We start from the raw sequence: 21229 nt of genomic DNA on the forward strand, positions 1-21229 counted from the left end.
CTGTGAGCTTTTTATAAGGGGAACCGGTCAGTTCCGGTCCAGGGTTGGCGCATTATATCCAGACCCTTCGACGGCTCCAATACAAACGTTTGTTTGAATTTCGTCAAGCCCTGATAGAATCGACGTTAGCGGCCTTCCATGCGCTCGTTTCGCGTATTGACCGGATTGGGTGTTGCGGTCAAGATACGGGCGGTTTGCGGTCGCCGTATGGTTCGACAGTCGGTTCCGGCCGACATGCATCACTCGCCAGGCCGCCTGGCGATATTCTTTTCACCGGAGATAACGAGGAATCCATGAAGGTTCTTGTAGCTGTCAAACGAGTGGTCGACTACAACGTCAAGGTTCGCGTCAAGGCGGACAACTCCGGCGTCGATCTCGCCAACGTCAAGATGTCCATGAACCCCTTCTGCGAAATTGCCGTAGAAGAGGCCGTACGTCTGAAAGAAAAAGGCGTCGTTAGCGAAATTGTTGCCGTTTCCGTAGGGCCGACCGCTGCCCAGGAACAACTGCGTACCGCACTGGCGCTGGGCGCCGACCGTGCCATCCTGGTCGAGTCCGCTGATGAACTGAACTCGCTGGCCGTAGCCAAGCTGTTCAAGGCGATTGTCGACAAGGAGCAGCCGCAACTGGTCATCCTTGGCAAGCAGGCCATCGACAGCGACAACAACCAGACCGGCCAGATGCTTGCCGCATTGACCGGTTACGCGCAGGGCACCTTTGCCTCCAAGGTCGAAGTATCTGGCGACAAGGTCAAGGTCGAGCGTGAAATCGATGGGGGTGCACAAACCGTCGAGTTGAGCCTGCCGGCCATTATCACCACCGACCTGCGTCTGAACGAGCCGCGCTACGCGTCGCTGCCGAACATCATGAAGGCCAAGAAGAAGCCGCTGGAGACCCTGACTCCGGACGCCCTGGGCGTATCTACCGCTTCCACCGTGAAGACCCTGAAGGTTGAAGCGCCGGCTGCACGCAGCGCCGGCATCAAGGTCAAGTCCGTGGCTGAACTGGTCGAGAAACTGAAGAACGAGGCGAAGGTTATCTAATGGCTATCCTGGTTATCGCTGAGCACAACAACGCAGCCCTGGCGGCTGCCACCCTGAATACCGTGGCCGCTGCCGCCAAGATCGGTGGCGACATTCACGTGCTGGTCGCTGGCCAGAACGTGGCGGGTGTGGCTGAAGCGGCCGCCAAGGTCGCCGGCGTCAGCAAGGTGCTGGTGGCCGACGATGCCGCCTACGCCCATCAACTGCCGGAAAACGTCGCCCCGCTGATCGCAGAGTTGGGCAAGGGCTACAGTCACGTGCTGGCCGCGGCCACCACCAACGGCAAGAACTACCTGCCGCGCGTGGCCGCCCTGCTGGACGTCGATCAGATTTCCGAAATCATCGCAGTGGAAAGCGCCGACACCTTCCAGCGCCCGATCTACGCCGGCAACGCCATTGCCACTGTGCAGTCCTCGGCCGCCGTCAAGGTGATCACCGTGCGTGCCACCGGCTTCGATCCGGTTGCGGCTGAAGGTGGTTCCGCCGCCATCGAGCAGGTCTCGGGCGCAGGCAATGCGGGCAAGTCCGTGTTCGTCGGCGAAGAACTGGCCAAGTCCGACCGTCCGGAACTGACCGCTGCCAAGGTCGTCGTCTCCGGCGGGCGTGGCATGCAGAACGGCGACAACTTCCAGTTGCTCTACAGCCTGGCCGACAAGCTGGGTGCCGCTGTCGGTGCTTCCCGCGCTGCGGTGGACGCCGGCTTCGTACCCAACGACATGCAGGTCGGCCAGACCGGCAAGATCGTCGCGCCGCAGCTGTACATCGCCGTGGGTATCTCCGGTGCCATTCAGCACCTGGCGGGCATGAAGGACTCCAAGGTGATCGTGGCGATCAACAAGGATGAAGAAGCACCGATCTTCCAGGTGGCCGACTATGGCCTGGTTGGCGATCTGTTCGAGATCGTTCCGGAGCTGGAAAAGCTGGTCTGATTCGCTGTAATCACAAAAAACCCGCCTAGTGCGGGTTTTTTTGTGGCGGTCGAAAAAGCCTTGTCCGGCAATGTTAAGCTCCGGTGCGGTTTGTTCTTCTTGATTGGGCGAGACAGTCATGCCAACACATTTATCCGTATGGCTCGGCGCAATGTGCCTGGCGTTGGTGCCTGGCTGGGCGCTGGGTATGGGCTCCTGCGAGCGTATTGTGGCGACTGGCGTAGCGGGCCAGCCTCCTTACCTGTGGCAGGACCTAGAAAATCCCGAGCGATTGATCGGGGCCAGTGCGGATCTGGTGCGGCTGCTGGCCAATGAGCTGGGGCTGAAGGTGGATATCCTCGCCAGCGGAACTGCAGAGCAGGCAGAGCAAGAGGTCGCCAGTGGTCGGGTTGACCTACTGATAAATACTCGATTGAGCCTGCCCCTGCTGGAGCGCATGGATTTCATCCACCCGCCGTTGCATGAGACGCCCAGTGTGATCTGGGCGGCAAAGGGGCGGCACTTTGGTTATCTGGGCCGAGATGATCTGCAAGGTCGCCAAGGCATTCATGTGGCGGAAACCCTCATTCCGTCTTCCGAGCGTTTCGTGCGGGGCGAATTGCAGCTGGATACGGTTTCTGATTTATCGCTGGCCTGGAGCAAGCTACTCGAAGGGCACGCTGACTTTTTGCTTTATGAGCGCTATCGCGGCCAGGCGGAGGCACTGCGCCTGGGCTTGGCCGATGAACTGGAGGTGTTCGAGCCGGCCATTTACAGCGCGGGCCTGTACCTGGCGCTCTCCCATGCTTCGGTTTGCAACGAAGCTTGGTTGCGCGGACAGTTGGCGAAAAAATTGACGGAGAGTGCTTTGCAAGAGACTGCCGAGCGTCTACTTGCGGAAAATCTCCAGCGCTGGGCCGGTCAGCAGCTTCAAATGGACGCCGATGTCAGTCAGTGACAGGCGTTAACTCATTATCGAGCGACTGCAAGGGAAGCGAATTTCACGGTTGTGATCCGGTTCGCGTTCTATTGCTCGGCCTGGCATAGAAACTGCTTTTTGCTCTCAGCGACGAAACATTGTCAACGAGAGAGCACATGAACCGCATCTATCGCGTTGTCTTTTACACCCTGTTTCTGACGGGGTTTGCCGGTTCAGTCAAGGCTGATTTCATGCGGCTCGAAGACGCTGAAACGTCGGGTCGAGAAGCCGTCGCCCGGCTATCGAGCCTGTGCGAGGCCATGTTTCGTGTTTTGCCGCTTCCCGAATGGTTGAATAGAAAACCAGTCGAACAGACCGTTTCGCTACGTTCTTCATTAGACCTGAGCTTGCCTGCAGAGCCCTGGACCCTGGCTGAACCAATAGTGGTCCCCGCATTTTTACCACCACTGTTCGAGGCTGAGCCCAGCCAGTTGCGCTTTGGTGGCCGGTTGATAACCGGCGCGGAGTTTGAAGACCTCGACGACATCGAAGGCGCCGAAGTCAGCATTTTAATTGTGCATTGATCAGACGCGCTGTCTGCCTTGCTGAATTGCCTGATACACCTCTGCCTGCAAAACGACATAGGCCTCGCTGTCGGGTAGCAGCACATACACCGGCCCTTGCACGAGGGCCGGGTCATAGGCCTGTCGCTTGAGATCGGTCTTCTTGTACTTGAAGGTACCAGTGGTCTCCACTTCGTCGAGCAAACGCACGAACAGCGGGATGGCGTAAGAAGGCAGTTTTTCTTGCAAGTGGCTGGCAAGGCCTGTGCAATTCAGCGGCTGTCCCGCGTTCAGGCGCAAGGCGGCCATGCCGCAACGGCCATCGGCGCCGGGTACTTCCACGCCGTACACCACCGCCTCTTCTATGCCGGGAAACGCAGCCAGGACGTTTTCCACCTCGGTGGTCGAGACGTTCTCGCCATGCCAGCGAAACGTATCGCCGAGCCGGTCGACGAACTGAGCGTGCTTGCAGCCGATGTCACGCATCAGGTCGCCAGTGTTGAACCAGGCATCGCCCTTCTTGAAAACATTGCGAAAGATCGCCGCTTCGCTTTTGGCGGGATCGGTATAGCCGTCGAAAGGCCATTTTTTGCTGATCTCACTGAGCAACAGTCCGGGTTCGCCTTTCTCCGCCTTGAGCATGAACCCCTTGCGGTCACGCAGCGGGGCATCCCTGTCCAGGTCGTAACGGACAATGGCATAGGTGGCCGGAGTGAAGCCCACGGTGTTGTCGAAATTGAAGACATTGGTAAAGCCGATGTTGCCTTCGCTGGAGGCATAGAACTCGGTAATGCGCTGGATACCGAAGCGCTCCTTGAATTCACTCCAGATCGAGGGGCGCAAGCCGTTGCCGATCATGCAGGTCAGCGTGTTGTTGCGCTCCTCGGGGCAGGGCGGCTGGTTGAGCAGGTAGCGGCACAGCTCGCCGATGTAACCGAAGCAGGTGGCCTGGAAGAATTGCACGTCCTTCCAAAAGGCGCGGGCGGAGAATTTACGCCGCAGGGCAATGGCCGCGCCACCGGCCAAGGCGGCGCTCCAGCACACGGTGACCGCGTTGTTGTGATAGCACGGCAGCGTCAGGTAGAGCACGTCCTGCTCGGTCAACCCGAGGCCGGAATAGCCAAAGCCACCATAGGCCTTGATCCATTTGCCATGGCTCATGATCGAGGCTTTGGGCAGGCCGGTGGTGCCGGAGGTGTAGATAAAGAAACAGGCATCCTTCATGCGCACCTGGCGGCTCTGGGCAAGATTGTCATCGGCCTCTTGCCGGGCCAGCAGTGCGAGATTCCTCCAGCCCTGCGGGGCTTCGCCAGGCGCACGCAAGGTGTCGCTGTCCGCCAGCCAGTGGCAATGCTCGGCGCTGATGCTCGGCACGCCGCTGTGGACCTCGCAGAAGGCGTTATGCAGCTCCTCGCCCACCACGCAGTGGCTGGGTTTGACCAGATTCAGGCTGTGGGAAAGAACGTTGCCCCGCTGGGTGGTGTTGAGCAGTGCGCCAACGGCACCCAGTTTGGCCAGGGCGGCGAGGACGGCGAGTATTTCCAGGCGGTTTTCCAGCATCACCGCGACCGTGCTGCCATGCCCCACGCCATCATGCTGCAGTACGCGGGCCAGGCGGTTGGCCCAGGCATTGAACTCGGCGTAGCTGAGGGTGCGCTGTTCATCCATGACGGCCGGGCGAGTGGGAAACCGCTCGGTGCAGAGTTCCAGCGCCCAGGCCAGGGACAGTTTTTTATCGCGATTGGTAATGCGTGTGTAATACAGGCCGCGCAGCAGGCGCGGCACATGGGGAAGATGCTGGGGCAGTTGGCCAAGGAAGCGGGCGGGGGAGATCAGATCGGTTTGGGACATGTATGTGCGCCTGAGTTGTTGTTATCGGCGGATCGAGTAGGCGCAGCCTAGAGCGCCTACCGCTCACAGACTATGACCCTGCCGCATGGCGCGCCAGTCAATTGAGCAACTATGAGAGCAGGTCGGCGCGCTGTGGTGCGGTGCGATTCGCGACGATGTTTTCGCCGATCACCCACGACATATAAAGCGCGTCACCGAGCCGTCTCTTGCGGCTGCGGCCCGATGCCGCAATATCCCAGCGCTACGTTCAGGCTTTCTTGATTGCCATCAAGCGGTTTGCAGGGGGGCGCTTCTTAGAATGGCCACGCCAAGCCATAGGAGGCGTCCATGTCAGAGACCTTCACAAAAGGCATGGCCCGGAATATCTACTTTGGAGGAAGTGTTTTCTTCATCCTGGTATTCCTGGCCCTGACCTTTCACACCGAAAAACACATACCGGAGCGAACCAACGAATCGGAAATGACCGAGGCGGTGGTACGCGGCAAGCTGGTCTGGGAGCAAAACAACTGCATCGGTTGCCACACGATTCTCGGCGAAGGTGCGTACTTCGCGCCGGAACTGGCCAACGTGTACAAGCGCCGTGGTGGCGAGGAGGCGTTCAAGCCTTTCCTGCATGCCTGGATGAAAGCCCAGCCGCTGGGCGTGCCGGGCCGTCGCGCAATGCCGCAATTCAACCTGACCGAGCAAGAAGTTGACGATATGGCGGAGTTCCTCAAGTGGACTTCGAAGATCGATAACTTCAATTGGCCACCAAACATAGAGGGCTAAGGGATGAGCATTATGAATCCCCATTTGAAATTCGCCTCGCAGGCGGTGGCCAAGCCGTACTTCGTGTTTGCCCTGATGCTGTTTGCCGGGCAAATCATCTTCGGGCTGATCATGGCCATGCAGTACGTCGTCGGTGACTTCCTGTTCCCGGCGATCCCCTTCAACGTGGCGCGGATGGTGCACACCAACCTGCTGATCGTGTGGATGCTGTTCGGCTTCATGGGCGCGGCGTACTACCTGATTCCGGAAGAGGCCGACCGCGAGCTGCACAGCCCGAAACTGGCCATGCTTCTGTTCTGGGTGTTCGCGACTGCTGGCGTACTCACCATCCTGGGCTACCTGTTCGTACCGTACGCGGGACTGGCCAAGATGACCGGCAACGAGCTGCTGCCAACCATGGGGCGCGAGTTCCTCGAACAGCCGACAATTACCAAGATCGGTATCGTGGTGGTGTGCCTGGGCTTCCTCTTCAACATCGGCATGACCCTGCTCAAGGGGCGCAAGACTGCCATCAGCATGGTCATGATGACCGGCTTGATCGGCCTGGCCGTCATGTTCCTGTTCTCCTTCTTCAACCCGGAAAACCTCACCCGCGACAAGTTCTACTGGTGGTGGGTGGTGCATCTGTGGGTGGAAGGCGTGTGGGAACTGATCATGGGTTCGATGCTGGCCTTCGTACTGATCAAGATCACCGGTGTGGACCGTGAGGTCATCGAAAAATGGCTCTACGTGATCATCGCCATGGCCCTGATCACCGGCATCATCGGTACCGGTCACCACTACTTCTGGATCGGTGCGCCGGGCGTCTGGCTGTGGCTGGGGTCGATCTTCTCGGCGCTGGAACCATTGCCCTTCTTCGCCATGGTGCTGTTCGCCTTCAACATGGTGAACCGTCGTCGCCGTGAACACCCGAACCGTGCCGCCGCTGTCTGGGCAATGGGCACCACGGTGACTGCGTTCCTGGGGGCTGGCGTGTGGGGCTTCATGCACACCCTGGCGCCGGTGAACTACTACACCCACGGCACCCAGCTCACCGCGGCCCACGGCCACCTGGCGTTCTACGGTGCTTACGCGATGATCATCATGACCATGATCTCCTACGCCATGCCGCGTCTGCGTGGCCTCGGTGAAGCGCCGAGTCCGCGCGCCCAGACCGTGGAACTGTGGGGCTTCTGGCTGATGACCATCTCCATGTTGCTGATCACTCTGCTGCTCACTGCCGCCGGTGTGGTGCAGATCTGGCTGCAACGCATCCCAGCTGACGGCGCCGCCATGTCCTTCATGAACACCATGGACCAGTTGGCTGTGTTCTTCTGGCTGCGTCTGGTTGCGGGCGTGGGCTTTGGTATCGGTCTGATCTGCTACTTCCTGAGCTTCCGCCAGCGTGGCGAGGTACGGGTAACCGCTGCCGTCAACGCTAGCGCGTAAACCAGCAGCGGTATGTAAATGACGGCCCGGCTGGAACAGCGGGCCGTTGTTGTTTCACGACGATGGAGCCAGCTTCATCCACGATTATTACCGTCAGGCTCGCTACGGAGCCTGACCGATAGCAAGAGGAAACCGGCATGGCCTTTAGTGTCGAAGTCGAAGAGTGGGTGGGAGGTGTCTGGCACCGCTTCATCACCCGACGGGCCAGCCCGGATTTCCCGGAGGCGTGCGTCGAGCTGAGCGAGATGCAGCGTCCGCTGGCCGTGCTGTTTCGTGCGCTGGGCGGCGCCAGCGGAGTGGGGGTCGAGGCCGCCAGCGCCCGTGAGCTGATGCTGCGGCGCAACCTGCTGCAACAGGTGGCCGGGACCTGCAAGCAACTGCCCGTGGCGTGGTGTGATGCCAATAACCTGCGCCTGCCCTCGAGTTTGGCGGTGTATCCCGAGACGCGGTTGAACCAGGAACTCTATCGCTGGCTGGCGCTGCTGGCGGCACAGTCCGGCTCGATGCGCCACTGGGCGCGCGACAATCAGCGCTGGACGCAGGACTTGCTGGAGCGTTATCCGGCGCTGCGCACGCGTTATCAGCGGCTGGTCGAGGCACACCTGCGCTTGCGTCCCGATCCCGCGCAACTGCCCAAAGACGAGGCCGCACTGGAGCGGGCCTTGTGCCAGGCGCTACGTGAGCCTGGCAGCGTGACACACTGGCCACGCAGCGAACATGCTCCCTGGCCGCTGCCGCTGTGGCTGTATCCGGCAGAGAATCTTGGCGAGCCCCAGGCCGCCGATCTCGGCGACGAGGACGAAGGCAGTCTGCTGGCGCCGTCCGGAGATCAGAAAAAGCTGCGCAAGCGTGCCACGCGCGTCGAGGAAAACACCGGTAAAGGCGGGCTGTTGTTGTTCCGCCTGGAAAACCTGTTCAGTTGGTCGGAGCATGTGGACCTGGACCGCTGCGGCGACGACAGCGAAGACATGGATGCCGGTCGGGTTGCCGAGGACCTTGACGAGTTGGCCTTGTCGCGCCAGCGCATGCGCAAGGGCGGTGGCCTCAAATTGCACCTCGATCTGCCCCCCGCCGATGTCGACGATATCCCGCTGGGTGAAGGTCTCAAGCTGCCGGAGTGGGACTACCGCAAGCAGTCACTGCAAAAGGATTACGTCAACCTGCAGATGATGCTGCCGCGCGGCTCCGAGCCTGCGCCACTGCCAGCCAAGCTGGCGCCCTTGGCACGCCGCCTGCGCCGCCAGTTCGAACACTTGCGCAACGACCGCCAATGGTTGCGCCAGCAGCCCCAAGGCGCGGAGCTGGACATGCAGGCCTGGCTGGATTTCCACGTCGAGCGACAACACGGTCAATGCGCCGAGCGCGGGCTGTTCATGGAAATGCGCCAAAACCGTCGTGACCTGGCCAGCCTGCTGCTGGCCGACCTGTCGATGTCCACCGACGCGCACCTGGACAACGAGCACAAGGTGATCGACGTGATCATCGACAGTCTCTTGCTGTTTGGTGAATCGCTGTCGGCGGTGGGGGATCAGTTTGCCCTCTATGGCTTCTCTTCGCTGCGTCGCCAGCAGGTGCGCATGCAGGAATTGAAGAGCTTCAAGCAGCGCTACGACGATACGACTCGCGGTCGCATCCAGGCGTTGCGCCCCGGCTATTACACGCGCATGGGCGCGGCTATTCGCCAGGCCACCCAGTTGCTCAGCGAATGCAAGCAGCGGCGCAAGTTGCTGCTGCTGGTCACCGACGGCAAGCCCAATGACCTGGATCTCTACGAGGGCCGCTATGGCGTGGAAGACACGCGCCAGGCGGTGTTGGAAGCTCGCCGAGCAGGGTTGCTGCCGTTCTGCATCACCATCGATCAGGAGGCTGGCGATTACCTGCCTTATATGTTCGGCGCCAACGGCTTTACCTTGATCAAGGAACCGCAGCAATTGCCGTTCCGCCTGCCGCAGCTGTACAAGCAACTGACTCAGCCGTGAAAGGCGCAGCGCACTGCGCGTAAATCACTACGAACCGTTGGCGAGCTTCCAGTCTCGCCAACGGTTCGTGGGGCGCGGATGACTGTTGATTAGAGGTGGGGTTAACGCTTCGGCCAAAGCTGGCAGGCGGGACGTGAGTTGGGGCTATCAGCGCACAGCTGGGCTCAAAAAGGGCGGGCTGACCGCAACGGCTCAATGAATCGAGCGTGGCAACCAGAAGAACATCACCACACAAAATGCGGTGAGTCCGATACAGAACCACAGGAAGCGGCGCTGACGGCGCTCTGGTGCCAGGTCTGCGAGGGCGGGCAGCGGCATGCCGCAATTCTCGCATTCATCTGCGCCGGTTGGATTGTCTTGCTGGCAGTACAAGCAGTTGGGCATGGTTCGTCCTCCTGCTTGCAGCGTGGCATATCAGCCGCGGTTTTCTGCTTGATACCGATCAATTCATTCGAACTGTTCGAGGCGCTGACTGTCGAGAATGGTGATTTTGCGGCCTTCCTGACTGATCACGGCTTCGTCGATCAGGCGGCGCATGATGCGCGAAAAGGTTTCCGGCTGAATCGACAGATGCCCCGCGATCAATTGCTTGGCCATCGGTAACTCGAAGCCGTTGTCGCCTTTGGGCATCCGCGATTGCTGGGTCATCAGGTAGCGCACCACACGGTGCGTGGCGTTCTTCAGCGACAGCGTCTCGATTTCATTGATGCGTTGATGCAAGCGTACCGACAGCTTGCCGAGCAGCGCAAACGCCAGGCGGTTGTTGTTCTCCAGCAAGTGCATGTAGGTATTGTTGGAAAAACGATACACCTGGGTCGGGCCCACAGCCTGGGCCGAGGCCACGTAGTTGGGGGTGTCCATCAGCATCATCGCCTCGGCGAACGTCTGGCGGTTGCCGATCACCTCAAAGACCTTTTCCTGACCGTCCGGAGTCAAACGATAAATTTTCACCGCGCCGGAAATCACGAAATAAAACGAATGGGCAGTCTCGCCTTGATGGAACAGCGTATCGCCCTTGTCGAGATTCAGCAGTTGGCTGGTGCCCATCAACTCATCGAGCTGTTCATCGCTGAGAGGTTCGAACAGGTGATGACTGCGAAGAATCTGGTTATGTACGCGATGGAGCACCATGTAGGCAGTTCCCTGGCTAGAGTGACAGCGCAAGCTTAACGCAGACGAAGCGGTGCGGTCACAGGGCGGGGTTGCGTTTCATCACTATCAGGCAAGCATAGTGGCAATATGTCACAGGCTCGTCGGCCGGTTACTGTTCAACTTCTGAACCTTGTCGAGGTTTTGCCAGTCCTATCGCGGTAGCCAGTTTTTAGGGTGGGCTGTTAAGCTCGCCGCTTTATCGCTTGCCCGCAAGGCGCACGAACTTAAGGAAACAGCATGAGACAACATCGGTTGGCGGCGTCCATGGCTCTGGTGGGCCTGGTTTTGGCGGGTTGTGACTCGCAAACCAGCGTCGAGCTGGAAACTCCGGCACAGAAAGCCTCCTACGGCATTGGCCTGAACATGGGCAAAAGCCTGGCTCAGGAAGGCATGGACGATCTGGATTCCAAAGCCGTTGCATTGGGTATCGAAGACGCCATTGGCAAGAAAGAGCAGCGCATCAAGGACGAAGAGCTGATGGAGGCCTTCGCCTCCCTGCAGGAGCGCGCCGAAGAGCGCCTGCTCGCCATGCAGGGTGAGAATGCCGAGGCTGGCAAGAAATTCCTGGAAGAAAATGGCAAGCGCGAAGGCGTGATCACGACTGCTAGCGGCTTGCAATACGAAATCGTCAAGAAAGCCGAAGGTGCGCAACCCAAGGTCGACGATATCGTGACCGTCCACTACGAAGGTCGTCTGACCGATGGCAGCGTGTTCGACAGCTCGATCGAGCGCGGCAGCCCCATTGACCTGCCCGTTGGTGGCGTGATTCCGGGTTGGGTTGAAGGCCTGCAACTGATGCACGTGGGTGAAAAGTTCAAGCTGTATATTCCCAGCGAGCTGGCCTACGGCGAGCAGAGCCCGAGCCCGATGATTCCGCCGAGTTCGGTATTGGTCTTTGATCTGGAGCTGCTGGCCATCAAGGGTGAGCCTGCCGAGAACGAAGCCGAGTAAGCGTTCCGCCATACCGCACTTTTACAACGCCCCGTTCATACGGGGCGTTGTCGTTTTGCTGTACAAGAAACCTGGCGGCGATCAGAGGAGTCTGAACTTCAATAAGAATGTAGTTCGCGCAGCATGAGCTGAGCTGTGCGCGACTCTGTTACGACCAGGAGATGACCATGAAAATGCCACCCAGCTTCGCCCGTTTTCTGCCGGTGGCTGAGCGAATTTTGGCCCGCCAGCGTTTACCGGCGCTTCTTTTGGCGGTCGCGCGTAAAAGCGGCAAGCGCGGAGGGCGTAAATCCTTCAAGGACAATCTGCAGTTGCTTCAAGCGCTGTGTCTGGCCTGGTGGCGCGGCGAGTACCGGGCAATCAGTGGCAAGGCCTTGCTGGTTGCCGTAGCGGGCCTGGCTTACTTCTTGTCACCCATTGATCTGATTCCGGATTTTATTTTGGGCGTAGGCCTGTTGGACGACGTTGCGGTGTTGGCCTGGATCATGCGCACCTGGGATCACGAGCTGGAGGCCTTTAGCCGGTGGCGGGAACAACAGCCGGCCGCGCGCCGTAGCCAGCTGGAGCGATTGCCGCAAGAAGATGAGATTCGTGCCCGTTCCGGCCGAGACCCGATGTGAGCGCCTGACGTGGTCAGGCTCACCTGTTAGGATGTGGCTGCTAATGGAATGGCGGTTGTTTAACCAGGAGATTAAGGCATGAACGTACAAGTGATTACCCGTGACGGTGAGCCGGAATATGCCGTGCTGCCTTGGGCGGACTATCAAACCCTGCTGCAAGCGGCGGGTCATACACCTCTAGCGGCAGCGGAGCCACAGGCGGACCAGCGCAGCGCAGTGCCTTTTTCCCGTTTAAGCGAGTTGCGCGAAAAGCAGGGCATGAGCCTGGAGGAGCTGGGGCGCAGTGTGGGTATCAGCCCTTCCTACCTGGAGTTGATTGAGCGCGGCGTGCGTGAGCCGGACACAGCGATTCGCCGCTCCCTGGCGCGAGTGCTGGGCGTGGCCGGCTGGGAGGCCAGCTCATGAAGGTGCGTATCAGCCGACAACACTGGCAGGCATTGCTTGATGAACTGAATTACGCTCGAAGCCAGCGCCACTTGTTGACGTATCGGGCGTTGATCGAGCGTTTGCAACTTCCGGCTCCGGCCATGCAAACGCTGGTGGCTGCGCTGGAGCATCTTGCAGCGCTGGATGCCCGTTCCGAGCAACCCTTGCGCAGCTCGTTGGTCATTAGTCAGGGCGCCAGCCGCTTGCCACGCCCGGGTTTCTTTGAGTGTGTGGTGCGCCTGGGAAGGTTCTCTGGCCCGATCGACGGTATTGCCGCCGCGTCTTGGCATGCGTCCGAAGTGGCCAGGGTTTTCGAGTTCGAGTATCCGCAGGAGTCCTGATATATGGCGTTGTGGTGGCGGTTGCGTGCACGGTTGGGTTACGGGCTGGCGCGCAAGTTGGTGCGTTCGCGCTGGTTGGTCGCCCAGCCGCGGGCCTGGCGCTGGATGGAAGGGCAGTTTTCCCGAATGGCGAACCTGGGGTATGTCCCGGCACAAAGTTTTTACGGCCATCTGCTGATGTTTCGTGGCACAGGTTTTGGCGCCCGGGAAGAAGGTTTGCGCTTGCTGCGCCAAGCTGCTCAAGCTGGCGACAGCAAGGCGGCCTATCAACTTGGCGTAAGCAGTCTGGCTGGAAGCGCCACGCAGGAGCCGGATGGCCAGGAAGCCGCCCGCTGGTGGACACTGGCTGCGCAAGCGGGCCATCCATTGGCTGCGCGCAAACTCGCCGACCTTTACCGTCAGGGCGGGCATGGCCTGAATGCCGATGCCAACTTGGCCGAGCGCTACAGCCGCCGGGCCGCTGAGCTGGGGCTATAGACAGCGCGCACCGTAAACAGCCCGTAGCATGCTCCCACCCGTGCGTTACAGGAGCTGGTTGGCGCTGGCCGGCGCTGTCCTAATGTTCTTGCTGGTTTTTTGCTCGGTAATCCTGGCGAGCACATCAATGGTGCGGCCCAGGCCCAGGTAGCCGCCATTTCGCGTAATGATGAAATTTTCCTCGATGCGTTGCTCGGCCCGGTGCGTGAGCAGGCGGCTGACCTGTTGCAGCGAACAGCTCTGTTCCACGGCCAGGAAGTCGAGAGTCATCAGACGGCTAATGGGCTTGCGGGCGAACAGGTCCGTGGCGAAGGGTTTACGCAGGGCTTCAGAAAAAACATGACGGTGCACGATGCCGACAGGCCGCTGCGTGTTGTCGAGTATTGCCAAGGAACTGAGACGAGGTTGGCTGCTGAACAGTTCCTGCACCTGGGGAACCGTGGTATCGGCACGCACCGCAGGCTGGTCGATCAACAGCATCGAAAGATTGTCAGCACCGCCCAAGAACTGTCGATTCAGCGTGACCAGGTAGTGCTGTACGTCGAACTCCGGGCATTCCTGGGGACGACCGAGCAGGTAGCCTTGCAGCAGGTCAACGCCCATCTCCATCAGAGTGGCCAATTCTTCGCTGCGTTCGATACCCTCGGCGATGACTTTGGCGCGTGACGCTCGTGCCATGCTCAGTATGGAGTCGACGAACTCACGTTTGACCGGGTCGCGATCGATACCGTCGATGAAGTGGCGGTCGATTTTCACATAGTCAGGGCGCAGTTCAGACCACATGCGCAGACTCGAGTAGCCAGCGCCCAGGTCATCCAGAGCAATCGAGAAGCCCATGGCACGGTAATGCTGTAGGGCCGTCTGCAGCAGGCCGACGTCAGAGATGGGCATTTGCTCGGTCAATTCGATCACCACACGTTCGGGTGGCAGACCCAGGCGAGCCAGTATCTCCACGGTATGGCCGGGCTGGTGATCGGGCTCGAGCAGCAATTCGGGACATACATTAAGAAACAGCAGGCTGTCCAGATTCAGTGCGCAGAAGCGCTCGCACGCGGTCTTGCGACACAAACGCTCCAGCTCGCCTAGCCGCCCGCATTGACGGGCCGCCGAAAACAACGGCAATGGAGCATGCAAAGGGCTAGTCGAAGGGCCGCGAGACAGGGCCTCGTAGCCGTAGATGCGCTGTTCGGAGAGGCTGAGAATAGGCTGGAACAGCGTGTTCAGGTCGCCGTGAGCGAAGATCTTGTCCAGCTCGCTCAACTGCTCGGAGACGGTCATGGTGTATTGCCTGTGAAAAAGAAGCAAAGGCCATGCTGGATGGCCCGGACATTTCACGACATGCATGTGACAGTTTTGTGACGCCACCTAACTTTGAGCAGTACGCCGGTTTGGGAGTCGCTGGCTGAAAGGCCACTCGCTGCCTATGCGGGCGCATAGCAGCGCTGCCAGCCCAGCTCAGCGCTTGCGGATGGAAATGAAAATGGCCGAGAGGATCAAGGCCGCACCGCCCGCCATGCGCCAGGTGGGTTGTTCATCGAAAAGCCACCAGGCGAAGCCGATGGCATACACCGGCTCCAGCGAAAAGATCAGGGCGGCGTTGCGCGCTTTCAGCACGCTCAAGCTGGCGACGAAAAGGCTGTGGGCGATGCCGGTGCAGAACACACCGAGAATCAGCAGCCACAGCCAGTCCAACGGGCGAACGTGGGGCAGGGCGCTCCAGGCCAGGGGTAGCAGGCACAGGGCAATGGTCAGGTTTTGACACAAGGCGGCCTGGAAAGGGTTGAGCCCTTTCACCGTGGCCCGGTTGGCCAGGGACAGCAGGGCGAACAGCAGGCCGGACAAAACCGCCCAGAGCAACCCGCCGGTGGCGTCGCTACCCAGATCGAAGTGGGGAGTAACCAGTACCAGGCCGAGGGTTACCAGGCCCACCATGAACCACTCGCGTAGACGGATGCGTTCGCGAAACAGCAGCCCTTCGAGCAGCACGGTGAAGGCGGGAAAGCTGGCAAAGCCGAGCGTGGCTATAGCGACACCCGAGACTTTTACCGCGTGAAAGAAGGTCAGCCAGTGGCCACCCAGCAACAGGCCGGCCCCGATCAGCATCCAGAGTTGCTTGGCCGTGGGTCGCTGCTCGCCGGCCCGCAGCCGAGCGAAGGGTGCCAAGCTGAGTACCGCAAACAGGGCTCGACCAAAGACAATCACCACGGGGGCGGCCAGCGCCAGTTTGCCGAAGACCCCGGTCAGCCCGAACGCCAGGGCGCCGATATGCAATCCCAACAGGGCTTGACGAGGGGTCATGAAAACTCCAAAACGGGCAAGACTTGAAAAAATGAATGATGGACCGTGGTCGCTAGGAAAAAACGAATTGAAATTCTGACCCGTCGCTCCTGTGCGCGGGGGGGCGGGCGATCAGATGCAGTAATTAAAGAATGACCTTGTCGCGAAGCTTTTCCGCAGCCTGATGAAGCGCGACGATGACGCGGTCCTTGTCGAAGTTCTGAATGCCGTTGGTGTCCAGATACATGGAGAAGCCCGGCAATTCATGCTCGATGAAGCTGGAAGTAGAGCCCAGGTCGCGGCGCAAGTCGACCACCTGATAGATCTGTACCGGTCGCGTAAACCCCTTGACGGCGATTTGTCCCTTGTCGCGGCACATGACCACGTCCTTCACCAGCGAATAAGTCTCGTGGGAAATCAGGATTTCACCCGTGTCAGCGGCGCTTTCCAGGCGGCTGGCCAGGTTCACTTCGCGGCCAATGATGGTGTAGTCCATGCGGGTTTCGGCACCGAAATTACCCACCGTGCAGTAACCGGTGTTCAAGCCCATGCGGATTTCCAGCGGCTTGGTGATGCCCTGGGCGCGCCATTGCTGGCGCAGCACTTTCATGTGCTTGCGCATGGCAATGGCCATGGAAACGGCTGCCAGGGCATCTTTCTTTGCGCCCTCGGTGTTTGGGTCGCCAAAGAACACCATCACGCAGTCGCCCACGAACTTGTCGATGGTGCCGCCATGCTTGAGCGCTAGCTTGGACATTTCGTTTAGGTAGGTGTTGAGCAGGTCGGTCAGAGCTTCGGCTTCAAGCTCTTCGGATAATTCGGTGAAGCCCTTGATGTCGGAGAAAAACACGGTGAGTTTTTTGCGCTGGGTTTCCAGGCGTACGCTGCGTTTGCCGTTGAAGATCGACTCCCAGAGTTGCGGCGACAGGTATTTGGCCAGGCTGTGGGCCAGGCGCGATGTCTTCTCCTGTTCATGCCGTATTTCGATGCGCGCCTTGTGCAGGCTCAGGCTCTGTTGGTGGACGAAATAAGCAGAGATGCAGATGTACAAGGCACTGAACAGAATGCTCACCAGGGCTACCTGGTCAGGCGTTTCAAATTGCAGATGCGGGGGGAAGGCCAGGCTGAACAACAGGGCCGAGCTGATCATGGCCAGCAGCGCCACGCTGAAAGCACGCAAGCCACCTCCTACCAGCGCGCTGAACACCAGGATCAATACCAGCATCAAGCTGGGCACTACGCAAAAGCCGATCAAGACGATGACAATACCCATCTGCACGGCGTCGATCAGCAACAACGACAAGTTGGTTTTCTGCGGAAACTTGCGTTGCAAGGGGCGGCATAACAGGTGAATGACCTGGGGGTACAACAGGGCGTAGGGCACGACCCACAGGATATCGGTCTGAAAATGCTCAGCATGAGTACCGGCCGCCACCGTGGCCGCTGCCACGATATAGGCCAACACCCTGGAATAGTAATCGCGCAATGGCTGCACGAACTGACGGTATTGGACGGGAGTAGACGTCTTCATGACTGCAACAAATCCCTATGTATACTTGACGCCTCTGCCGGGCGATTGAAAGGCAGCATGGTCGCTGACCTATGGATCATAACCAAGTCGGGTTTGTGCGACCAGTCAAAAAAATACTGTGAAGAAAGGACGTTTTATTGGCGATGGGAGCCTCTAGAACGGCGCTGGGCTTTCAAAGCGCAGCCGCTCTCCGCTCACTGGGTGTGTCACCGTCAGCATGCTGGCATGCAGGCACAGGCGCTTGTAGGCGGCCAGCGCTTGTTCGTGCGCGTACAGGCCGTCGCCCAGCAGTGGGTGACCGATACTCAGCATGTGCACGCGCAATTGGTGTGAACGGCCGGTAATTGGGGTCAATTCGACGCGGCTGTACTGGCCGCAGCGTTGCAGCACACGCCAGAACGTCAGGGCATGGCGTCCCAGCTCATGATCAACCACATGCCGTGGTTTGGTTGGCGGGTCATAGCGCAGCGGCAAATCGATACGACCACTGTCCAGTTCTGGCTCGCCCCAGCAGAGGGCGGTATAGGCTTTTTCGGTCTCACGGTCGTGAAACTGGCGCGACAACTCGCGATGACTGTCAGCGTCGCGGGCCAATACGATCAGGCCAGAGGTTTCCCAGTCCAGGCGGTGCACGATTCGGGCTTCCGGATAACCATTCTCTTGCAGGCGAGTCACCAGACAGTCGCGGTTGTCCTCGGCGCGGCCGGGTACGGAGAGCAATAAGGTGGGTTTGTTGATGACCAGGAGCGCGTCATCCTGGTGAACGATTTCGATCTGCGACAGGGGCATTTTGGGGGTCCGTAAAACAGGCCGGTGAAAAACGCAGCACGGCATCGCGCAAAGGTCATTCAGCGGTTTTTAGTAACGCAAACGGCGATTGTGCAAGCGGCTGTGGGCAGCCACTTGCGCAATCGCCGTGCGGGATAATGCGGGATCAGCGATCAGGCAACGAAATGTTCACTTCCAGAATGGAGCAATTATCATGATCCTCCAGGGAAATTTGCACTTGATCGTCAGTGATATTCACGTATTTACGTACTACTGCAATCAGTTCTTTATGCAATGAGGGCAAGTAATCAGGACGGCTGCGTTGGCCACGTTCATGGGCCACGATGATCTGCAGGCGTTCCTTGGCGATCGAGGCCGTGTCTTTCTTACGTTCGCGAAGCATGTCAAAAAAGCTCATTCGCGGCCTCCAAACAGGCGTTGCAGGAATCCTTTCTTCTGCACATCGATAAAACGATGCGTCACTTCCTTGCCCAGCAGGCGGTCCACTGCATCGCTATAGGCCTGGCCGGCGTCGCTGTGTTCGTCGAGGATGACCGGAACGCCCTGGTTGGAGGCCTTGAGCACCGAGATCGACTCGGGAATTACACCCAGCAGGCGAATGGCGAGGATTTCCTCGACATCATCGACGCCGAGCATTTCACCCTTGGTAACGCGCTCGGGGTTGTAGCGCGCCAGCAGCAGGTGCTCCTTGATCGGCTCCTCGCCCTGCTCCGCGCGGCGTGACTTGCTGGCTAGCAGGCCGAGCATGCGGTCCGAGTCGCGCACCGACGAGACTTCCGGGTTGGTTACCACGATAGCCTCGTCGGCGTAATACATGGCCAGGTGCGCACCCTTCTCAATACCGGCCGGCGAGTCGCAAATCACATATTCGAAGGTCTTCGACAGCTCTTCGATGACCTTACCAACGCCTTCCAGGGTCAGGGCATCCTTGTCACGGGTCTGGCTGGCGGCCAGGATGTAAAGATTGTCCAGCCGCTTATCCTTGATCAGGGCTTGATTCAAGGTGGCGTCGCCATTGATTACGTTGACGAAGTCGTACACGACGCGACGCTCGCAACCCATGACCAGATCGAGATTGCGCAGGCCGATGTCGAAGTCGACGATGACGGTTTTATGCCCGCGCAGGGCGAGTCCGGTACCGAGGGCAGCGCTGGAAGTGGTTTTGCCAACGCCTCCCTTGCCGGAAGTAATAACGAGGATCTTGGCCAAGATGATGTACCCCTAATAATAAGAAAACGGGAACGTAGAAAAAGTAGTACGGTTCCCTTTCCGGTCCCTGCAGGCAAGGCGGAAAGTATCTGTCAAAGGCGTGTCACGTTCAATGAATCCCCCAGCAGACTGACTTGCACGCTTTGTCCCCATAACGGGTCCCGGCGCAAGTCTTCGGCAACCTTGTAATGGCCCGCTATCGAGACCAGTTCGGCACTCAATTGACGACAAAATATCCGTGCGCGCCCGTCTCCCTTGATCCCCGCGAGCGCTCGCCCGCGCAAGGGTCCGTAAACATGGATATTGCCGTCTGAGAGAAGTTCCGCTCCTGGACTCACCGGGCCTAGCACAATGAGATCACAACCTTGTGCGTAGATCTGTTGACCACCGCGCACTGGCTTACTGATGATTTTGCTGGGGCGTGCCGGTTCGGCTTCGGCCTTTTTCCTGACGGGCAGTTCGATGATGCGTTCCTTGGCTCCGGAAGGAGGCAGGACGGGCAGGTCGAGGACGTCAGCCAGCGCCAGATCGGCAGGACGCTGACTGCGTATGGCGAGTGTGCTCAAGCCATATTTATGGCATAGTGCCATTACTTTTTTCAGCTCTACCGGACCCGCATCGTCCGCGAGCTTATCCAGCGTCAGGATGAGTGGAGTGTTGCAGAAGAAATTGGGCGCCTTGGCAACCTTGTCCGCCAGTTGCCGATCGAGCCGTTCCAGATCGTTGTGAGTGAGTTCCAGTAAAGTGATTGCCAGCATGCTGCCCTTGAGCTGGAACACGGGGTCTTGCTCAGTTGCTTCGGCTGCGCTCATGGTGTGCCCGCTTCACGATAAATGCCGGGATTTATAGCCGGAAACGTGACCATATGCTAGGCAGAAGTGCGCATTATCAGACGCTCGCATTCTGTGCTTCCCGCCTTTTCCGCATCGCTTGCCATAACTCATCCTCATTAAGCGGTGCCGCCTGGCGCTGTGTTTGTCGGTAGAATGGCGAACCTTCCACGATATTCGAGCTTATGCATGGAACGTCCCCGCTTTCGTTTGTATTTTCTACACCCTCGCTTCTGGCCGCTGTGGTTGGGAGTCGGTCTGCTTTGGCTGGTGGCGCAACTGCCTTATGCAGTACTGCTGAGGCTGGGGCGTGTGCTGGGAACCTTCATGCGCTGGTTCGCCAGTGAGCGGCGTGAAATCGTCGCGCGTAACCTGGAGTTGTGCTTTCCGCAGTTGACTGCGGCGGAGCGGGCACGTCTGCTCAGGGACAATTTCGCGTCCAGTGGGATCGCCCTGTTCGAAATGGCAATGAGTTGGTGGTGGCCGCAGACGCGTCTGAAAAAACTGGCCCATATCGAGGGGCTGGAACATTTGCGCCAGGCGCAGGCGGAAGGCCAGGGCGTGATTCTCATGGCTGCGCACTTTACTACCCTGGAAATCGGCGCCACGTTACTGGGCCAGCGTCATACCATCGATGGCATGTACCGCGAACACGCCAATCCACTGTTCGACTTCATCCAGCGTAACGGACGGGAACGTATCAACCTGGATGCCAGTGCGATCGAGCGCGATGACGTGCGTGGCATGCTCAAAGTGCTGCGGGCCGGCCGCGCCATCTGGTATGCACCGGACCAGGACTACGGACGCAAGCAAAGTATCTTCGTGCCGTTGTTCGGCATTCCCGCCGCGACCGTGACGGCGACGACCAAGTTTGCCCGCCTGGGCAAGGCACGCGTGGTGCCCTTCACGCAACAGCGCCTCAAGGATGGCTCGGGCTATCGGTTGGTCATCCACCCGCCACTGGAAAGCTTCCCTGGCGAAAGCGAGGAGGCTGATTGCCTGCGCATCAATCACTGGGTGGAGCAGGTGATCAGTGCCTGTCCTGAGCAATACCTGTGGGCGCATCGGCGCTTCAAGACGCGCCCGAACAAGGATGATCCCAAGCTGTACCCCAAGCGTATCCGACGCCGCAAGCGCACACCAAGAAACTGAGAGGCGCGCCAGCTG

At 59.3% G+C, this 21229-nt stretch carries 22 protein-coding genes and 1 pseudogene; 13 read left to right on the plus strand and 10 right to left on the minus strand.

Translation table 11 applies throughout. From position 1 onward, the window contains the following. Positions 1–293 precede the first annotated feature (293 nt). The 4 genes from H9642_RS16860 (at position 294) to H9642_RS16875 (ending at position 3454) form a co-directional block, all read left to right on the plus strand. The gene (locus tag H9642_RS16860) at positions 294–1043 is read left to right on the plus strand and encodes an electron transfer flavoprotein subunit beta/FixA family protein (RefSeq protein ID WP_251837636.1); all 750 of its coding nucleotides are present in this window, start codon (positions 294–296) and stop codon (positions 1041–1043) included. Beyond that, positions 1043–1972 carry an electron transfer flavoprotein subunit alpha/FixB family protein gene (locus H9642_RS16865; RefSeq protein WP_251837637.1) on the plus strand — a complete coding sequence of 310 codons (930 nt, stop codon included), beginning with the start codon at positions 1043–1045 and terminating at the stop codon, positions 1970–1972. Before H9642_RS16860 ends, H9642_RS16865 begins: the two co-directional genes overlap by 1 nt. A 118-nt stretch (positions 1973–2090) precedes the next feature. Further along, positions 2091–2909, plus strand: coding sequence for a substrate-binding periplasmic protein (locus H9642_RS16870; RefSeq protein WP_251837638.1), 819 nt, complete (start codon positions 2091–2093; stop codon positions 2907–2909). 137 nt (positions 2910–3046) lie between these two features. Next, entirely contained in the window at positions 3047–3454 is a 408-nt protein-coding gene (locus tag H9642_RS16875) for a hypothetical protein (protein ID WP_251837639.1), read from the plus strand. On the opposite strand, the gene H9642_RS16880 is transcribed toward H9642_RS16875, so the two are convergent. Further along, positions 3455–5284 (minus strand): long-chain-acyl-CoA synthetase, encoded by a 1830-nt coding sequence (locus H9642_RS16880; protein ID WP_251837640.1) that lies wholly within the window; start codon positions 5282–5284, stop codon positions 3455–3457. 327 nt (positions 5285–5611) lie between these two features. Here H9642_RS16880 and H9642_RS16885 point away from each other — a divergent pair, with 327 nt between their 5' ends. The 3 genes from H9642_RS16885 to H9642_RS16895 all read left to right on the plus strand — a co-directional run bounded on the left by H9642_RS16885 (position 5612) and on the right by H9642_RS16895 (position 9459). Further along, a complete protein-coding gene (locus H9642_RS16885) occupies positions 5612–6052 on the plus strand; it encodes a c-type cytochrome (protein ID WP_251837641.1) in 441 nt (146 codons plus the stop codon). Positions 6053–6055: 3 nt separating this feature from the next. Beyond that, entirely contained in the window at positions 6056–7480 is a 1425-nt protein-coding gene (locus tag H9642_RS16890; protein ID WP_251837642.1) for a cbb3-type cytochrome c oxidase subunit I, read from the plus strand. A gap of 137 nt (positions 7481–7617) precedes the next feature. Beyond that, positions 7618–9459 carry a nitric oxide reductase activation protein NorD gene (locus H9642_RS16895; RefSeq protein WP_251837643.1) on the plus strand — a complete coding sequence of 614 codons (1842 nt, stop codon included), beginning with the start codon at positions 7618–7620 and terminating at the stop codon, positions 9457–9459. A gap of 192 nt (positions 9460–9651) precedes the next feature. On the opposite strand, the gene H9642_RS16900 is transcribed toward H9642_RS16895, so the two are convergent. Together H9642_RS16900 and H9642_RS16905 are read right to left on the minus strand one after the other, a co-directional pair. Further along, positions 9652–9843 carry a hypothetical protein gene (locus H9642_RS16900; RefSeq protein ID WP_251837644.1) on the minus strand — a complete coding sequence of 64 codons (192 nt, stop codon included), beginning with the start codon at positions 9841–9843 and terminating at the stop codon, positions 9652–9654. A gap of 63 nt (positions 9844–9906) precedes the next feature. Continuing rightward, the gene (locus tag H9642_RS16905) at positions 9907–10590 is read right to left on the minus strand and encodes a Crp/Fnr family transcriptional regulator (RefSeq protein WP_251837645.1); all 684 of its coding nucleotides are present in this window, start codon (positions 10588–10590) and stop codon (positions 9907–9909) included. 258 nt (positions 10591–10848) lie between these two features. On the opposite strand from H9642_RS16905, the gene bamJ reads away from it, so the two are divergent. The 5 genes from bamJ (at position 10849) to H9642_RS16930 (ending at position 13426) form a co-directional block, all read left to right on the plus strand. Then, on the plus strand, positions 10849–11562 hold the full coding sequence (gene bamJ, locus H9642_RS16910; RefSeq protein ID WP_251837646.1) for a BamJ family beta-barrel-assembly machinery protein: 714 nt from the start codon (positions 10849–10851) through the stop codon (positions 11560–11562). 167 nt (positions 11563–11729) lie between these two features. Next, a complete protein-coding gene (locus H9642_RS16915; RefSeq protein ID WP_251837647.1) occupies positions 11730–12182 on the plus strand; it encodes a YkvA family protein in 453 nt (150 codons plus the stop codon). Between the two features lie 78 nt (positions 12183–12260). Then, complete coding sequence (locus H9642_RS16920; protein WP_251837648.1) at positions 12261–12587, plus strand: helix-turn-helix domain-containing protein; 327 nt, start codon at positions 12261–12263, stop codon at positions 12585–12587. Further along, on the plus strand, positions 12584–12949 hold the full coding sequence (locus H9642_RS16925; RefSeq protein ID WP_251837649.1) for a hypothetical protein: 366 nt from the start codon (positions 12584–12586) through the stop codon (positions 12947–12949). The genes H9642_RS16920 and H9642_RS16925 overlap by 4 nt, the downstream gene beginning before the upstream one ends. A 3-nt stretch (positions 12950–12952) precedes the next feature. Then, positions 12953–13426 (plus strand): tetratricopeptide repeat protein, encoded by a 474-nt coding sequence (locus tag H9642_RS16930; RefSeq protein ID WP_251837650.1) that lies wholly within the window; start codon positions 12953–12955, stop codon positions 13424–13426. A gap of 96 nt (positions 13427–13522) precedes the next feature. Here H9642_RS16930 and H9642_RS16935 read toward each other — a convergent pair. From H9642_RS16935 to minC, 7 genes and pseudogenes are all read right to left on the minus strand, one after another. Then, positions 13523–14704 (minus strand): annotated as a pseudogene (locus H9642_RS16935) (EAL domain-containing protein); the annotation flags it as partial. 177 nt (positions 14705–14881) lie between these two features. Further along, complete coding sequence (locus tag H9642_RS16940; RefSeq protein ID WP_251837651.1) at positions 14882–15724, minus strand: DMT family transporter; 843 nt, start codon at positions 15722–15724, stop codon at positions 14882–14884. A gap of 124 nt (positions 15725–15848) precedes the next feature. Next, positions 15849–17234, minus strand: a complete 1386-nt coding sequence (locus tag H9642_RS16945; protein ID WP_251837652.1) for an adenylate/guanylate cyclase domain-containing protein — start codon at positions 17232–17234, stop codon at positions 15849–15851. Positions 17235–17387: 153 nt separating this feature from the next. Beyond that, entirely contained in the window at positions 17388–18023 is a 636-nt protein-coding gene (locus tag H9642_RS16950; RefSeq protein WP_251837653.1) for an RluA family pseudouridine synthase, read from the minus strand. A 145-nt stretch (positions 18024–18168) separates the two neighbouring features. Further along, complete coding sequence (gene minE, locus H9642_RS16955) at positions 18169–18420, minus strand: cell division topological specificity factor MinE (RefSeq protein WP_251837654.1); 252 nt, start codon at positions 18418–18420, stop codon at positions 18169–18171. Beyond that, entirely contained in the window at positions 18417–19232 is an 816-nt protein-coding gene (gene minD, locus H9642_RS16960) for a septum site-determining protein MinD (protein WP_251837655.1), read from the minus strand. Before minD ends, minE begins: the two co-directional genes overlap by 4 nt. 92 nt (positions 19233–19324) lie before the next feature. Further along, positions 19325–20044, minus strand: a complete 720-nt coding sequence (minC, locus tag H9642_RS16965; RefSeq protein WP_251837656.1) for a septum site-determining protein MinC — start codon at positions 20042–20044, stop codon at positions 19325–19327. A gap of 207 nt (positions 20045–20251) precedes the next feature. On the opposite strand from minC, the gene H9642_RS16970 reads away from it, so the two are divergent. Further along, positions 20252–21214: a lipid A biosynthesis lauroyl acyltransferase gene (locus H9642_RS16970; RefSeq protein WP_251837657.1), complete on the plus strand. Its 963-nt coding sequence runs from the start codon at positions 20252–20254 to the stop codon at positions 21212–21214. The last annotated feature ends 15 nt before the right edge of the window (positions 21215–21229 follow it).

Origin of the sequence: Serpens gallinarum (assembly GCF_014836765.1) — a bacterium.
GTDB lineage: Bacteria > Pseudomonadota > Gammaproteobacteria > Pseudomonadales > Pseudomonadaceae > Serpens > Serpens gallinarum.

Coding starts and splice junctions, on each gene's coding strand:
- H9642_RS16860 (WP_251837636.1), top strand. CDS start 294: ATGAAGGTTCTTGTAGCTGTCAAACGAGTGGTCGACTACAACGTCAAG.
- H9642_RS16865 (WP_251837637.1), top strand. CDS start 1,043: ATGGCTATCCTGGTTATCGCTGAGCACAACAACGCAGCCCTGGCGGCT.
- H9642_RS16870 (WP_251837638.1), top strand. CDS start 2,091: ATGCCAACACATTTATCCGTATGGCTCGGCGCAATGTGCCTGGCGTTG.
- H9642_RS16875 (WP_251837639.1), top strand. CDS start 3,047: ATGAACCGCATCTATCGCGTTGTCTTTTACACCCTGTTTCTGACGGGG.
- H9642_RS16880 (WP_251837640.1), bottom strand. CDS start 5,284: ATGTCCCAAACCGATCTGATCTCCCCCGCCCGCTTCCTTGGCCAACTG.
- H9642_RS16885 (WP_251837641.1), top strand. CDS start 5,612: ATGTCAGAGACCTTCACAAAAGGCATGGCCCGGAATATCTACTTTGGA.
- H9642_RS16890 (WP_251837642.1), top strand. CDS start 6,056: ATGAGCATTATGAATCCCCATTTGAAATTCGCCTCGCAGGCGGTGGCC.
- H9642_RS16895 (WP_251837643.1), top strand. CDS start 7,618: ATGGCCTTTAGTGTCGAAGTCGAAGAGTGGGTGGGAGGTGTCTGGCAC.
- H9642_RS16900 (WP_251837644.1), bottom strand. CDS start 9,843: ATGCCCAACTGCTTGTACTGCCAGCAAGACAATCCAACCGGCGCAGAT.
- H9642_RS16905 (WP_251837645.1), bottom strand. CDS start 10,590: ATGGTGCTCCATCGCGTACATAACCAGATTCTTCGCAGTCATCACCTG.
- bamJ (WP_251837646.1), top strand. CDS start 10,849: ATGAGACAACATCGGTTGGCGGCGTCCATGGCTCTGGTGGGCCTGGTT.
- H9642_RS16915 (WP_251837647.1), top strand. CDS start 11,730: ATGAAAATGCCACCCAGCTTCGCCCGTTTTCTGCCGGTGGCTGAGCGA.
- H9642_RS16920 (WP_251837648.1), top strand. CDS start 12,261: ATGAACGTACAAGTGATTACCCGTGACGGTGAGCCGGAATATGCCGTG.
- H9642_RS16925 (WP_251837649.1), top strand. CDS start 12,584: ATGAAGGTGCGTATCAGCCGACAACACTGGCAGGCATTGCTTGATGAA.
- H9642_RS16930 (WP_251837650.1), top strand. CDS start 12,953: ATGGCGTTGTGGTGGCGGTTGCGTGCACGGTTGGGTTACGGGCTGGCG.
- H9642_RS16940 (WP_251837651.1), bottom strand. CDS start 15,724: ATGACCCCTCGTCAAGCCCTGTTGGGATTGCATATCGGCGCCCTGGCG.
- H9642_RS16945 (WP_251837652.1), bottom strand. CDS start 17,234: ATGAAGACGTCTACTCCCGTCCAATACCGTCAGTTCGTGCAGCCATTG.
- H9642_RS16950 (WP_251837653.1), bottom strand. CDS start 18,023: ATGCCCCTGTCGCAGATCGAAATCGTTCACCAGGATGACGCGCTCCTG.
- minE (WP_251837654.1), bottom strand. CDS start 18,420: ATGAGCTTTTTTGACATGCTTCGCGAACGTAAGAAAGACACGGCCTCG.
- minC (WP_251837656.1), bottom strand. CDS start 20,044: ATGAGCGCAGCCGAAGCAACTGAGCAAGACCCCGTGTTCCAGCTCAAG.
- H9642_RS16970 (WP_251837657.1), top strand. CDS start 20,252: ATGGAACGTCCCCGCTTTCGTTTGTATTTTCTACACCCTCGCTTCTGG.